Genomic DNA, 13,651 nt, shown 5'->3' with positions numbered 1-13,651 from the left:
GGTTGAGTGGAGGTAATGGAATCAATCATCTTGAGAAACAGATTAGGTAGGTGAATTAGGTATATGAATTAGATCGATCCGCGGTCGCGGGACACAGAGGGATAAAATCTGAATTAGAACTGTATACCCCCCAGAGTGTGAATGGTCCCGTACCCATCTTGGGAAATAGAAACGACAAAAGGAACTAATCAGATGTGGGCGAGTTAGGTCGCTGGATCGGTGATCCGGAGCTCGCTGTCGACTTCGTACAGCCAGCCGGAGGTGAGCAGGCGCTTTATGATCTTCTCGGCGTCGGCAGGCTCGTTCGGGGATGCCTCGTACGCAAGTAATAGATTGAACACGCCTCCGGGAGCGCGAAGGAAGGCTTCGAGGGTGTCTCCGCCGTCTCGATTCTGGATGACGAGGAGAATCTCGCCGAAACGTATATTTATCGAGATAATCCCATGAGTTCGCGTCTGATGCAAACGCCTCCGGGGCGGAAGGAGACGAATAGCCTCGAGGATGCCGGTTTAGAGCCAAAGGTTATATCAGGTAAGTGTGTACATTCACATCTTACAAGACTACGACGCCCGGTCAGGAACGTCTGCGCGGATGAGTGACAGGTTCGCTCCCCTCGAAAGGAAGTGGATTCTGTCACTCAGGCACTTCTTGGAGGGTGTTCCCCGTGGCCGGTACTTTTGGAGGAGTACGGGCCACTACGCAGCAGACGTCTCCGGTAAGTGCCGTAGTATTGATTTATTTGACATGAATTAAGAGGTGTCTGGTAAGGGTGTCCGACTCTCATTGAGATCGTATCCTTCCGAAACGCCGACCTCCAAGAGAACTTCGACGAGGAATTCGAGATCGTGAATCTCTTGGTCGAGCTGGGCGCGTTCGAGTTCGCGAGCTAGGAGAGCATCAAGAAGATACTGTTTGACGATGGTGGCCTCCGCCGACCGAATCGCATGTATCTCTTCGTCGGTCAACGCTAATTGAGTGGTGTCTGGGAGCTTCCCATCGGGTCGCGGGACGAGGCCGGCTTGAATGTCAGTACGAACGCGCCTGTAGTGTTTGCACCCACCACCTTCCGGTGGTTCATCGAGGCACGTACAGGTTCTTTGGAGTACGTCAACTTCGTAGATGCCCCCGGACGCTGATCTGACCTCGTAGATGCCGCCCTGTCGGAGCAACGCGACGGACATCTTCTGTGTCTGCGCCCGGCCCTCACGCCGGATTGCGGCGTTCTCAATAGATGGTGTCGAGTCTTCTGCTGGGTTAGAATCAGATGCTGCTGTAGCCATTGGGATCTCGATCTCCACGGGGCAACGGCTCGTCGAGATGCTGCACACGGCAGGCGGATGTGTGCCTCTGGTGTCGCCCCTCTGCGCTCCCGGGGGAGACAAAATCGGCGGGAGGTGCTGGTCGGTTCGATTGGCAGGAGGATTTGCCCTACGTTACGACATCGGTTATGCTGTTAGAACTGTTACGTAGGACAGTTGGCCTCTGCGACAAACGGGCGGTTTTTCGGGGGTTGGTAGTTTGACACCCCGAGCGCTATTTTACCGCACGGCGCGTACTAGAATATGAGCGACTACCACGAAAACACTCCCTCCAACAACCCTCCTCCATGCCATACCTCGCGATGCGGCCGAACGGTGACCGGGTACTCTCCCTAGACGTCAAGGACGATGACGACATTCTCTGTCCACTTTGTGAAGAACCTCTGTTCCTCCGACGATCGCACTACAACCGTGGGCGATTCGTCTCGAAGCACTTTGTCCACCCTTCTGGGTCAGAGTGTGCTGGCGAATCGAACCTCCGCGCCAAACTCAAGACCATCGCGGCGATGAAACTCCGTGAGATTTTCGAGTCAGCAACCGTCGATCACGAGCGCACCATTCCGGGGACCGACCGGATTGCGGACGTGGTCGCGACGTTCTCTGAGGAGTTCTATCCATTCGGGAAAGGATTCATCGTCGAGATTCAGCACAAGCACGACGACAAGGAGATCGACTCGATTTCGTGGGACTACCTGAAAGCGGGGTACTCGGTGTTCTGGGCGTATCAGTCGGACTTTGAGGGGCAGGATATGAAGTTCGTGGAACACCGCGTGAAGAAGCCGTGGCCCCATGCTGTGCCCATCGTAGAGGGTGTCGATGGCTACCCAGAGAGCGTGCAGCGATTGATGGACCCGCTGGAACAGCCCGAGGTGATGGTGGAGATTCCGTTCCCTGCGAAGTACTTGCGAGCTCACGCGCTCGAAGTGATCCCGCCGCTTCGGGGATACTACGATAAGGGCGTATCCCCCGAGGGATGGGAGAAAATCGACGCAGTCTCCCTCCATGGGAAGGGACGTGAGCGGGCGTGGATCAACATCCTCCGCTCGCCGTCGAACCACATCTTCCTTGAGTGGTGGAAGAAGGATACCGAGCGGGGTAATCCCGAGTACATGATCGTCCACATCGGGAGCGAGTTTCCCGAGCGATTTGAGGCGTTTATGGAGGACACAAAGGAGTGGTTTGACTCGGGGAGTGCAGACCAACAGGTTGCACACTGGGTCGGCGGAGCATCCCTGAGTTTCCGAGGCACGGAGCTGTGTGAGAGCTGGATCTCCATCGCCAAAGTGCCGTATGGTCCAGTGAAAATTGTGGTCGCTCGACGCGACAAGAAGAGAAACACGCGGACGTGGGCAGTGGACTACCGAAAGGGAGACCTCGGACGACTGGCGACGCTGCGCCACCCGATTCGACAGCTTTTCGGCGAACCTGAGATGGAAGCAGAGGCAACGAAGCCGTCTTCGGACAGCAAGCGGGCGACGAGCAACCCACCCGAGATGGTGTGGGACTAGCGGGACGAACTGTTTGGACTACGTCATTAACATTCTGACCAGCCACAAGCTCGGCAGGTTTTGCAGCCCTCCGAGTAGTACAGGGACATCGACCCGCAATCTGGACACTCGGGAGATGCGCCGGCTTCGAGGAGTGCAGCAGTCGCGTCTTCTTGCTTGCCGTCTCCCCAGTCACCATCGTGGCTGTTGCCGTCCGTGTTCGAGTTCGCCTCCTGGCCGGTGACCGTGCCGCCGTCGGCTTTGTGTGCGGCCGTGGCGTCTTCTCCGACCGCTTCCACGAGGTTCTGCTGGTGGGGATAGTCGAGGTCGGGATCGCCCTGGAGATAGCGCGCCATCGCGAGGCCGATGGCGTCTGGGATGGACTGCGTCTTATCGCCCTTGTCCCACCCAACCTTCGGTGAGCGAATGCCTCGGAGTTCGCTAGCGATCTCCTCGGGGTCGACACCGGAACGGAGTCCGGTGGAAACAGTCTTTGCGAGCGCCTCGGTGAAGGAGGCGGTGAATCCGCCGGAGGTCCCAATATTCGCGAAGAGTTCAAAGAGCCGGCCATCGGCGTCCTCGTTGATAGTGACATAGAGTTTGCCGTAGCCGGTCTGGACGCGCTGCGTGACGCCGGTGAGGACGTCTGGACGTGGTTGCTTCACAGCCAGTTGTTCAGGGGATTTGGAGTCGGTTTCGGTTGGTTCTGTGGTGTCAACCTGGTTGTGTTTCATGGGTTGAATCCTGTTTTTTGTTGTAGGTCGTCTGGCGATGTTCCGCTGTGACGACAGTCGACATATCTCGCCGTTCGACTAGGTAGAGATACGGGCGGGATGAGGTTAAGAACATACGGAGAAATCACCGGGTATGACAGTTCTATGTACGTATCTCCGCGGGATTTCGGGGGTTAACAAAATGAGTGTTAAAGCTCATCCCACGTGGGTGGCGCGGGCGATGAGGCGATCTCTTCGTCTGACTCACTCTCGAGGTCGTGGATGTACGCAAGCAGCTCTTCCGGTGGCGACATCGATGAAACCGTCTCGACATCGTCGGTGGATACGTTGGCTCCTCCATGTTCGCCTTCCGGCTCTTGTTCCTGGTCCTGTTCTCCAAGCGGGATCTCGCCGTTTTCCTCGTAGATGGCGTCGATTTGCTCGGTAAGGTGGTGAATGATACCCGCTCGGTCACGGTTCGCCCGCTCGTGCTCAATGTATAGTTCAACGGTCGCGACCTCTTCCATCATCTCGATTGCAGGTGTGATAACCCGCGTATTCCGTGTATCGAGGAGTTTCTCGGGCGGGAGCTGTTCGAGGAGCGATTTGTCGCCACTCATGCTTGTCCTGGGATTGCCGGTGGCTCGAAGCGGTTCCACTCGTCGAGATGAGAACAGATGTCTGCGACAATATATTCGATGGCTTCCACCGTCGACGAGTCGGCGGGAGGCGTCTCGACGATCACAGCGAGCTCGAGGGCGTCCTCGAATCGGATGTGAGGGTGTGCGTCGTGGAGTGCTCGGACGACGGCCTTCGCAAGTGCGTCCCCATCGAGGGTTCTGGGGTCGTCGATAGCGTCTCGGGCGACGGCGGTGAGATGTTGCACACGGCGGGTGGCGGCGATACTGGCGTCGACGTCGCTGGTGGCGGGGGTATGTTGTGCGGTCGTGGTAGTATCCATCAGGATGAGTCCCTCCACCGAAGCGGGAGACGACAAACTGGGTGTGGTTTGCCGACCCTACGTTACGTTATTAGTATGAAGGTAGCGTAGGATAACGCATGCCCGAACCTGACCCCGACGCTGGCGCTCCCGCCAGTCCCGAAGAGAGGGGCGAAGAGATGCCTGCACCCCCGGAAGGGCTGGCAAAGCGCGTGTGGGAGCCCCTGCAGGCACAGACCGTGTACGATCTAGAGCGAGTCACCGACTACTGCGAGGAACTCATCGAGCACAAGGAACGGCCGGTGTCTCCGAATGAAACGGCCGGAGAGGGTGAGGTCGCAGACGAGAAGCCACCGCAGAACCTCTCCCGCAAGAAGCGGCGTGCGGCGAAAGAAGAACTCGAAGAGATGAGTACGGACGAGTTGAAGGAACTCTCAGAGGGCGAATTGACTCGATATGGGCACGTCCAGATACGGAAGCTCCCGTGTGGACCAGGATGCAAGGGTTGCCCACATGGTCCGTACACTTACATTATATATCGAGATAGCCGGGGGAAAGTGACCTCGAAGTACGCCGGGAAAGCCAGCGAAGGGTAGGGATACGGAGTCTTAAATACCAAGACAGGGCTACCAACAATATGCCCGTCTGTAGTCGTTGTAGTCGTGATTTTCAGAATAATGGTGCCCTAGCCGCTCATCGATCACAGAGCTAGGTTTGCCAATACCTGGGGAGATACGGCACCAGTATTTGGATGGTGAAAGTCACCTGCTCATCGGGTCGGACCTCGGGTTGATATCGATTCTAGTGTTCCCGATGACGATCGCTGCGATGTGCAGAGTTCACTCAGCGATCCATATCGTGGAAGCCGGTTGATTGTACACGTACTTCACTCAAATCGGGTTGGCACCGGAGCCTGTGATTTACATCGCCTAGTTTATCTGGATCTTCGGTGGCCTGACCCTACTAATTGCCGGGGGTGGGACCATTAAAAGGCTGTATAACTGTCTGTGAGTTCTATACCGGCCTACTGTCTTCGTTGGGGTAGGGTAACTCGCCCGGTTTGCTACATGTAGTGATAATAATGGATATCGAGACTCGTGTTCTGGGCTTCAGCCTCAGCCAGGATGTTCCCCACAGCATCCGAGATCCCGATCGTGACCGGGAGCTTCGTACAGAAGTCCGAAGTGTTCCAGTCCAGTTTCGTGAACGCCAGCATTTCACGGCACAGTTTCTGTGGCGAAGAATCACTGACTTCTGGATCCGGCTTGACCACGATAGGCTCGGGAATATTCGAGGCTGGATACGTCGACAAGGCCGGGATGTACCCCTTTGTGTACAGGTAATGCTCCTCGTTGTTCGGTGCGGAGACCATCGTTCCTCGAAGCGCCGGATAGATCCCGGAACTCAACGCCCGGACAGGGTGCCGTTCGCGGACCTTGACGAAGTCCATCAACTCAATGTTCCCCGCACCTTTGATGAATCCCTCTCGCTCCTCTTCCCTGAACTCTGACCGCTTGTGAAGCACCAGCCGTCGCGGCTCGGTCTTCTTGTGGTTACGGTAGTGCCTGAGAATCTTCTTGACCAGCCGCTCGGCGTCGTCCTCCGCGAGATGGTTGTTCCCAGGGCCATGCTTCTCTCCTTCGACGGGGTCGCCTCGGAGGATGAAGTTCTCTCCTGTCTCCAGGAAGACTTGGGCCATCGCTGTCCGTGTCCGGGATTGGTCTCCGCCTCGCTCTTTGTAGAAGGAGATCCCGGCGAAGCACGTCCCGTCCTCCAGCTCGGTTAGTTTCCAGGGATGGCCGCGCTGTGCCTTGTACAGTGTTCCGACCGCGATGTTCCAGGCGATCTCGGATTTGTCCTGGACGTCCTCACCGCGGAGGGTCTTCGGCTGCATCAATTGCGTCGGTACCCCGACCTCCATCCCTAACAGCTTGATGCGGTTGTGGAAGTCGCTGGTCTCTGACTGCATCCGCGCATGATCCTGGTGCGACGGAGTACACGCATCCCACATCGCTTCAGGAATCGCAATGAAAACAACGTCAGGCGGCGTCTCTTTCGAGTATAGGACTTCGAGATTGATTTTGATGATCTCGACGGCCTCTTCCAAACGGTCCTTCTGGCTGCGGATCTGTTTCAGATCCCGGATCTCCCCTCGTGTAATCGTCTGCCGCCACCGCTTCTGGGTGTTGAACGTGATGTTCAACGGTGACCGCTCACCCAGTCCCGGGAAAGGCGGCTTCCACCGCTTCGATTTGTCTTCGTCCGCGGTGATCGCCAGCTCCATGTCCTTGAACAGTTTCTCGATTGCGCCGAGAGATCGGCCAGACCCGATGTACCCGATGTTGATGACCTGATGCTCGGACTTACCAGAGGGTGTTCTCGGCCCGTATTCCATTAACCCGACTCGCGGGTCGATGGCCTCCTCACCGTTGGCGAACATCAAGCCAGGTTCGTCGAGGACTTCAGCAGTGAATTCGTTCATTGGAACTCCCCTAACCACTTGTTCTGCATGGTGTCATCCCGTTCATCGGTGTCTCTGGGCGGTCTTTTGTTGACATCAAGCATCACGGGTTCAGTCCCGATATCCAGCTCGTCCTGTTTCGAGTCCCCATAGTCTAGGATTTTCCACCAGTGGTTGATCCGGCTCCGTGTTTTCCGGTTGTTCCCGTGTCGACTGGGGCTGAACCTGTCGTGCAACGGTTTGGCTTGTTCACCGGTTATACGGTTCTCCTTCCCGTTGGAGGTGAACAGGATCGCTGGTTTCAGCGTAAGGAAGTACTGACCCGAGTATTCGAGGGCGTCGATGCGGAGTGAGTGGTGACGGAAGAACGGGGAGTCTCCGTCACCGAAGTACCTAGTGACCTGTCGACCTTCCTCTTCCCGGACTTCCTCCTCGGAGTCTTCGTGAGGGAAGTAGAGGTGGTAGTCACCTCGGTAGTTTATCGCGATGCAGCCACGGTTTTCACCCTTGGAGAGGACAACGGCTCGGATCAGTCGTTTCCCGATATCGGCGTTCGCCTGGTCGACTTCCACCCACGACCGGAACCCGGTCTCCTCAACGGTCTCTGGAGCGATGAACTGTTTGACCGCTCTCGACATTTCCTCCGGCGGTAACAGGCTGTACACCTTGTTCGACTTGAACCACGTCGGTACCGTGAAGGGACGTAGCTTGAATGCAACCTGCTGAGTCGCACCCTCTACCTGATCGCCGATATACAAGGTTTCAGGGTACTCTGTTATCTCGACGAGGTTCGTGGTCAGCTCCTCGTTCCCGGTGATGGGTTCAGCCTCACGCTGGAAGAAGTCCGGTTTGAACCGGTCATCCTTCTCGAACTCCTCGATCTTCATCAAGAGCGAGTCGTAGTCGGCCTGATAGACGTGGGTATCACTCAAGAACTCCTCGAAATCGTCCATCGGATAGCTCTTAATCTTCCTGCGGTGATCGTCCGAGAGCTTGTCGTTCTCGCAGACCCGGTCATAGAACTCCTGGATTGCCTCGTCGGTCTGCTTGGTGACGTCGAAGATCTTCCGCCACTCGTTGAAGTTCTCGAGGTTCCGCCCGAAGATGGCCACGTCGAACCGTTTCTCAGGAGGCCGGTCCATGTAGTGAAGGAAGTACTTCCCCATCTCTTCAAGGAATTTCTTCCCGTGACGGCGCTGGTCGGTCCACTTGAGTTCGACCCAAACCTCTCGATCTCCCCGGATCTCTGGAAGCTCGTATTTCTGGTCGACTAGTCCGCCATGGGTGGGTGAGGTTTCTGTGATGTAGTATCCCATCGCCTCCATGTACTCCTGGACTTTGTCGCCGTAGATTTCCGAGTTCTTAGCAAGGGCCTCGCGTTCCCCGAGGAGATTGGTGAGCACCACTATGCTCTGGGGACACAATGGAGTACCTAAATCATTTCGTCGCAGTGACCAGATTCAGGCCAAGAATTGGATGCCTGGCCAGGTTTTGGAGACTCAAGATTCAGATTCACTGTTTTCAATACAGTCATTAGATAGGGTGCTGTTAGCCTCGAATAAGCATGACCTCTACACTGAGCGTAGGGGAGGTAACGGCCCTTCTCTTGGATGAGAGATTCTACTCGAATCCGTTACGCCCCAAGACCTTCTACAAACTGCTCTACTTCGCTGACAAGGAACTCGATGATGTCGGGTTGGACACGGATATCCAGCACTTCTGGTACAAGTTCGGAACCATGGCGAAGATCGGTGGGTCCCCGGTTACAGTTGACTGGAGTGACGGTGGCCGAGAAGTCCGTTGCGGCCGTTCAGCTGCCCAGGTCAGCCTTCCCCAGGAGGAGGAAACAAAGGCTCGTCTCGCACTCTCTCGAGCACTCAACCGTCTGTACGAACAAAATACAGAGGGGCTGACCGATGACATGTATGAGGACGCGCCTTACAACGTCCAGCGCCACTATCGGCGACTCGACAAACAGCTCAGTGACGCTATCGACGATAAACCAGATTACCCTGAAGTAGACTCAAGCTGGGAAGCAGTCATCGACACAGTCTTCGATATCGTCGATTCGTTCCCGGTCGACGACTATCCGTGGCTGGAGGAGGACCTAGATCTCTGGTATTCGGTCGTCATCGCAGAACTTGACGCCGAGGAATACAGGCCTCAGAAAGCATTGAAAGTCTCCGAATTGTTCTGGACTATCTTCTGCATCGACCTTGCCCAACGCGAAAACACCGGGTTGACCCCGGAAGAGATCGCTGAGGAACTGGACACGCAGGACCTCGAAGGCCGCCAAGAGGACATCCGGAAGGAACTCGAACTGATCGAGCGAGAACGCTCCCGCCTACACACAGACTTGGAAAGGAACCAGGTAGTGTCCGAAGCCGCTGACGGAGCTGCAATCGCCCTCCTCGGTCTTTCACCCACCTCTTAACCGCCTTTCCTCCATGACCCGGTACTTCGTAGACACCAACTGCCTTATCGGACTCACCTTCATCAACGACCGGTGGTACCCTGACGCCAAACGATTGTTCGACACCGACAATACGATCTACACCGGGAAGAACGCCGTCTACGAGTACTGCTCCAGTACCGGGGACAACAGTCGGCGTTCCGCCGACATCCGGTTAGACCGGGACGAAGGCCTGTACGGGGAAAAGCGGGCGAAGCTCCGGTTGAAGCTGAGGCAGTTCGGGAAGCGGCTGCAAACCTACCGGGACGAGGAGCTGGATATTGAGACGGTGATGGATGAGTACGTCGACCGGTTCGACATGAGAGAGTCCGAGGAGAAGGAGGTGCGGCCACGGCTCCAGAAGTACTTTGAGTGGTATTTCGAGAAGGAGGGCGAGCTCACTCGGCGGACGGCACGTGAGGCTGCTCGGAAGCTGAAGGACGTCTTGATGGAGCGGTCGATTAAGCACAAGGACCAGATTGAGGCCCGTGTCTATCTGGAACCGGTTCGGGACCGAGAGTACCCTGATGTGGAGCGCCGGTTGAAAGAGTGGCCGGTCCGTATGAAGAACACGGCGGATATCGCGTTGATCTGTGATGCCGTGTTCCTGAAGAAGGAGATTGGTATCAGCCATTTCGTGACTGGCGACTTCACGGACATCTACTCGAACCAAGAGTGGATCCATGAGAACCTCGGGTTCAGCGTCCTGTACTTGTTGGAGACGTTCGCGGGCGAAGAGAAGCCTACCGCAGGACTGGACCTGGACGACTAGCCCTTGTAGTCTGGACAGGATTCAAGCGAACGGGTCTGCTTCACAGTCCTCGGATAGATGAGTCTGAACGTCCATTGTCACTTCGCCACAAAGCTCGCACTCGATGGGGCCGTGGCCAGCCTCTTCATCAATGACCTGGACACGAAGGGAGTGCTCGGTATACCAGAATCTGCACTCTCCAATAGAGTAATTGACCAGGATGTCCGGTGGCTGAGTTCTGTCGTTTCTGATTGATAGAGCGTCAATGAAGGGTTCGACATCGTCTACATCCTTCTGCAACTCCTGAACTAACTCGTCGAAGGACCCTGAATACCCTTCGAGGCCAATGGTGAACTCATCGCCTTCTTCACCCCATTCCTGTTCGAACTCTTCAGCCATCTCGTCGCTCTCGAACTCAAACCCGAAATCGAACGCACCCCAGATACTCCCTACTAGCTCGGACTCTAACCTGTCCGCCGCTCGAGTAACACGGTCAACATAGACTCCAGTGACCACGGCATCCTCCCCGATTTCGCGGAGACTTTCAACAGCTTCTATTGCATCATCCCGTTCGAGATCCGCCTCAATCGCCTCCCGGATAACCTCGGCGTGAGACTCAGCCATTTCGAGAGGGACCGGGATTTTCGTGTCTGTGACCAACTGCAGATAGTACAGCTGTTCAATGACCTCCCGTTCAAACGGATCATAGATGGAGGGAATGTTGAACGAGGTTGGCGAGCCTACCTCGAACTCTTCCCCTCGATCCTTATCGTGGAGCTCTGTGTTGTCGACACCCTCCCCCTCCTGGATATCCTCCAGCTCGAGAAGGTCGTAGTACTGCTCGACATCGATCACGTTCAGAGTGAACGTGAAGTTGAGACCAAAGAGCGGCTGAGGGGTCAGCCCCTGAACCCCCTGCTGTTCCAGCGTTACCATTACAGGATACTCTGGAGATACGGAATCTTCGTTTTCAGTGATTATCTGGAGGGTCCTCCCGTCCAAACGGAGACGACCGGCAACGGTACGTTCAGATGTGGATTCTGCCAGAAGCTCCGCAATCTCCTCTGTCCGCGGAAGAATAAGCACACTATGCTCATTCCAGACTTTCACCCATCTCAGCGGTGAGTCCTCACCGTCTGAAGGACCGTAGAACGGAACGCTGAACTCACATTCCTCCTCAATCGCCGCCTTTGCTATTCGCCTGAGATACGTGAAGAGGTCGTGAACACGTTCAGCTATGTCCAGCGAGTGCTCAAGGAGGTGGTCAACCGGGATTCCGGTCAAGTAGGCCTTATCCTCGTGCTTGCAAAGAAAGAGCGCGAAATCAAGGTCAATCGCGACATCTACATCCTCCTCCCTTTCTCTCGATATCTGGAACTCGTTGTCTGTCTGGGGGATTATCCGATTCCCGTGTTTGACTGCGTTATACGCATTCCCGAATTCGAGATAGAAGTCCCCGATATCCTGAATCTGGCCATCCAGAATCTCGGCCGACTGCTCAACGAGGTCATCAATCGAATCTGCCGATAACTCGTCGAGATCTATCTGTTCTAACTGCTCATCGTCTACGTCCTCTGTGATGAATCGGTAGCCAAACAGTGATTCTAAGAGGTCCCGGTAATCAGCCTCGATATCGTGTTTGTCTAGGTACTCCGCAACTTCTCCATCATTGAGTTTGGTGTAGAACGACTTCACCTCTCTTGGGTAGGTGGATATGAGGTACTTTACTAAGTCCTCCCGACCCTTGATGTAGGCGAGATAGTAGATACTGAACGCTTCCACATACTGCATCACAGACTGGAAAACCTCGACCTTCGAGTGGACGATGACTTCATCGTCTTTCCCATCAGTATCTACCTCGACCCCTCGGTCGAGTTTCTGCTTGGAGTCCTGGATATGGTAATACAGTATGTCGGGGTCGTGGGCTAGATCGATGAATTCCTCGGGAGTTCGGTCGTCTGATTCTGACGAGAACTCTATACTCCCAAGAAAGTCCTCTGGCATACTTAACCCGACGAAGAGGGCTGTTTAAATAGTTCCGCAAGCGGGGGAGATGCAGCGGGAATGACGGTTAGTTTTTCAACGCTGCTCCGGGGGATTTCAGATTTGGGCCGATGATGTACAGTAGTTTGAGACAGGTCTCGTCGACTATCCCGTCATGCTTCCGGTATATCCAGGCATGGCCAGTGTCTGGGATTCCAAGGTTGTGCAGCTTCTCATGAACGCACGCCATGTATGTGTATCGTGTGACATCCCAGCTTCGATGAAAATCGAGGAGTTGTCGAACGATTCGTTGGATTGAGCGTCCTCCTGCTTTAGGGACGTGTACTGGATCGTGTACCCAACTTCTTCGACGACATCACGCTCTGATCCACCATCCGAAGCTCAATTTATCCGGAAGTTCGGTGTTCAGGCCTCAATACTTATCAATTCGAATCGATTAGCGCTCTCTAAGATGAGCTATGTACGAATTGGAGACGACCCTTAATGGTCACACCTGGGTGACGAGTCTTTCCTCATATACGAACAGAGTAGACGATACGCTACACGTCAACCTCCGCGGTAAATACCGTCTTCGACCGGTCGGTTCCCAGAGTGTTGCGATTGAAGGGAATCTCATTCCCTTGAGCATGATCGGTGTTGAGGTGTCGGCACAGAAGCTCGCCTCGTTCTGGCAGTACCTCGACCAGCACTACGAGTCGCTGTTCAGCTATATCGTGACGACCGCCCTTGCTGTGCAGGCCAAGAAATATATCTCAAACGGGATGATGGGAGGCGTCCCAGCAATCACCGCCGCTGTTGAGGTAGCTGGCTATATGCGGTATTTCGTCGACCAGCACCCAGTTCCCTCCGGTGCACACGAAAAGTTCGAGGAGATTCTAACCGAGCAACTCGGCAACCAACACGGGGCTGAACTGCTACTCTCGACAGGCGACTTCTCGTCCGAGTTGTGGTTTGCCCAGAACGTATTCGAACTCAGGCATGCAGTAGAGTTTTCGACCGATGCGAACCGTGATCTCGTCATGAATGGGGAAGACAGTATTGAGGTCACGCGGAAACGCCCGAGTTACGATACCACGACAATCACAGTCAACGGGCAGGACGTGCCACAAATCGACGTGGGTAATACAGTGGTCACGCTTCCACAAACCCTCGCATCGGCACTACAACACGCCCGGTACAGCATTGAGTACAAGAAAGACCGCGGAGCGTCGCCACCCGATATCGTCGCCGTCGATATCACCGGTCGCACACCAGGGTTCGAACTCACTGCCATGGCCAACCTCTTCGGCCACGACTTCTTTGCCCTGCCTCGGCAGTTGGCGAACGCCTCGAACTTGGCCGCGCCGGGCGAACCAGCTATCCTGTTCTATACCTCCCCGTACCACCCGGACCGGCGTATCGACGCTATTGCGCTCCCCCACGACCCTGATACGTCTGTATTCCCAACCCTCGGTCACCGATCAATACGGAAACGCCCGCTTGATGAATCAGATTTACCGTTGAACTGAGTGTTTTCTCTGTTAG

General features: G+C 55.4%; 12 protein-coding genes and 1 pseudogene. 5 read left to right on the top strand and 8 right to left on the bottom strand.

The features are described 5' to 3' along the window. Nucleotides 1–203: 203 nt before the first annotated feature. Both NL112_RS22535 and NL112_RS22530 read right to left on the bottom strand, forming a co-directional pair. Nucleotides 204–464 carry a hypothetical protein gene (locus NL112_RS22535; RefSeq protein WP_255153037.1) on the bottom strand — a complete coding sequence of 87 codons (261 nt, stop codon included), beginning with the start codon at nt 462–464 and terminating at the stop codon, nt 204–206. 285 nt (nt 465–749) lie between these two features. Then, nucleotides 750–1,298 (bottom strand): hypothetical protein, encoded by a 549-nt coding sequence (locus tag NL112_RS22530; protein WP_255153036.1) that lies wholly within the window; start codon nt 1,296–1,298, stop codon nt 750–752. A 308-nt stretch (nt 1,299–1,606) separates the two neighbouring features. On the opposite strand from NL112_RS22530, the gene NL112_RS22525 reads away from it, so the two are divergent. Beyond that, nucleotides 1,607–2,827 (top strand): hypothetical protein, encoded by a 1,221-nt coding sequence (locus NL112_RS22525; RefSeq protein WP_255153035.1) that lies wholly within the window; start codon nt 1,607–1,609, stop codon nt 2,825–2,827. A gap of 26 nt (nt 2,828–2,853) precedes the next feature. Here NL112_RS22525 and NL112_RS22520 read toward each other — a convergent pair. The 3 genes and pseudogenes from NL112_RS22520 to NL112_RS22510 all read right to left on the bottom strand — a co-directional run. Beyond that, nucleotides 2,854–3,489, bottom strand: a pseudogene (locus NL112_RS22520) (TSCPD domain-containing protein); the annotation flags it as partial. 239 nt (nt 3,490–3,728) lie between these two features. After that, the gene (locus NL112_RS22515) at nt 3,729–4,139 is read right to left on the bottom strand and encodes a DUF8129 domain-containing protein (RefSeq protein WP_255153034.1); all 411 of its coding nucleotides are present in this window, start codon (nt 4,137–4,139) and stop codon (nt 3,729–3,731) included. After that, complete coding sequence (locus NL112_RS22510; protein ID WP_255153033.1) at nt 4,136–4,480, bottom strand: hypothetical protein; 345 nt, start codon at nt 4,478–4,480, stop codon at nt 4,136–4,138. The genes NL112_RS22515 and NL112_RS22510 overlap by 4 nt, the downstream gene beginning before the upstream one ends. A gap of 98 nt (nt 4,481–4,578) precedes the next feature. On the opposite strand from NL112_RS22510, the gene NL112_RS22505 reads away from it, so the two are divergent. Then, a complete protein-coding gene (locus NL112_RS22505) occupies nt 4,579–5,055 on the top strand; it encodes a DUF6788 family protein (protein WP_255153032.1) in 477 nt (158 codons plus the stop codon). 467 nt (nt 5,056–5,522) lie between these two features. Here the strand turns inward: NL112_RS22505 and NL112_RS22500 are convergent, their stop codons facing one another. Beyond that, nucleotides 5,523–6,941 carry an argonaute/piwi family protein gene (locus NL112_RS22500; protein WP_255153031.1) on the bottom strand — a complete coding sequence of 473 codons (1,419 nt, stop codon included), beginning with the start codon at nt 6,939–6,941 and terminating at the stop codon, nt 5,523–5,525. Then, nucleotides 6,938–8,326, bottom strand: a complete 1,389-nt coding sequence (locus NL112_RS22495; protein WP_255153030.1) for a hypothetical protein — start codon at nt 8,324–8,326, stop codon at nt 6,938–6,940. Before NL112_RS22495 ends, NL112_RS22500 begins: the two co-directional genes overlap by 4 nt. A 158-nt stretch (nt 8,327–8,484) precedes the next feature. On the opposite strand from NL112_RS22495, the gene NL112_RS22490 reads away from it, so the two are divergent. Together NL112_RS22490 and NL112_RS22485 are read left to right on the top strand one after the other, a co-directional pair. Further along, entirely contained in the window at nt 8,485–9,354 is an 870-nt protein-coding gene (locus tag NL112_RS22490; RefSeq protein ID WP_255153029.1) for a hypothetical protein, read from the top strand. A 13-nt stretch (nt 9,355–9,367) separates the two neighbouring features. Continuing rightward, on the top strand, nt 9,368–10,144 hold the full coding sequence (locus NL112_RS22485) for a hypothetical protein (RefSeq protein ID WP_255153028.1): 777 nt from the start codon (nt 9,368–9,370) through the stop codon (nt 10,142–10,144). Nucleotides 10,145–10,165: 21 nt separating this feature from the next. On the opposite strand, the gene NL112_RS22480 is transcribed toward NL112_RS22485, so the two are convergent. Continuing rightward, nucleotides 10,166–12,127 carry a hypothetical protein gene (locus tag NL112_RS22480; protein WP_255153027.1) on the bottom strand — a complete coding sequence of 654 codons (1,962 nt, stop codon included), beginning with the start codon at nt 12,125–12,127 and terminating at the stop codon, nt 10,166–10,168. A 458-nt stretch (nt 12,128–12,585) separates the two neighbouring features. Here NL112_RS22480 and NL112_RS22475 point away from each other — a divergent pair, with 458 nt between their 5' ends. After that, a complete protein-coding gene (locus NL112_RS22475; RefSeq protein WP_255153026.1) occupies nt 12,586–13,635 on the top strand; it encodes a hypothetical protein in 1,050 nt (349 codons plus the stop codon). Nucleotides 13,636–13,651 lie beyond the last annotated feature (16 nt).

This window comes from Halorarius halobius (assembly GCF_024298865.1).
In the GTDB taxonomy this organism is placed as follows: domain Archaea; phylum Halobacteriota; class Halobacteria; order Halobacteriales; family Haloarculaceae; genus Halorarius; species Halorarius halobius.
The sequence above is the reverse complement of the archived record's forward strand: the minus strand, read 5'-3'. Positions and strand labels throughout refer to the sequence as shown.

Excerpts from the sequence above, each read along its gene's own strand:
- NL112_RS22510 (WP_255153033.1), bottom strand. The coding sequence starts at position 4,480 with ATGGATACTACCACGACCGCACAACATACCCCCGCCACCAGCGACGTC.
- NL112_RS22480 (WP_255153027.1), bottom strand. The coding sequence starts at position 12,127 with ATGCCAGAGGACTTTCTTGGGAGTATAGAGTTCTCGTCAGAATCAGAC.
- NL112_RS22485 (WP_255153028.1), top strand. The coding sequence starts at position 9,368 with ATGACCCGGTACTTCGTAGACACCAACTGCCTTATCGGACTCACCTTC.
- NL112_RS22500 (WP_255153031.1), bottom strand. The coding sequence starts at position 6,941 with ATGAACGAATTCACTGCTGAAGTCCTCGACGAACCTGGCTTGATGTTC.
- NL112_RS22525 (WP_255153035.1), top strand. The coding sequence starts at position 1,607 with ATGCCATACCTCGCGATGCGGCCGAACGGTGACCGGGTACTCTCCCTA.
- NL112_RS22475 (WP_255153026.1), top strand. The coding sequence starts at position 12,586 with ATGTACGAATTGGAGACGACCCTTAATGGTCACACCTGGGTGACGAGT.
- NL112_RS22490 (WP_255153029.1), top strand. The coding sequence starts at position 8,485 with ATGACCTCTACACTGAGCGTAGGGGAGGTAACGGCCCTTCTCTTGGAT.
- NL112_RS22515 (WP_255153034.1), bottom strand. The coding sequence starts at position 4,139 with ATGAGTGGCGACAAATCGCTCCTCGAACAGCTCCCGCCCGAGAAACTC.
- NL112_RS22505 (WP_255153032.1), top strand. The coding sequence starts at position 4,579 with ATGCCCGAACCTGACCCCGACGCTGGCGCTCCCGCCAGTCCCGAAGAG.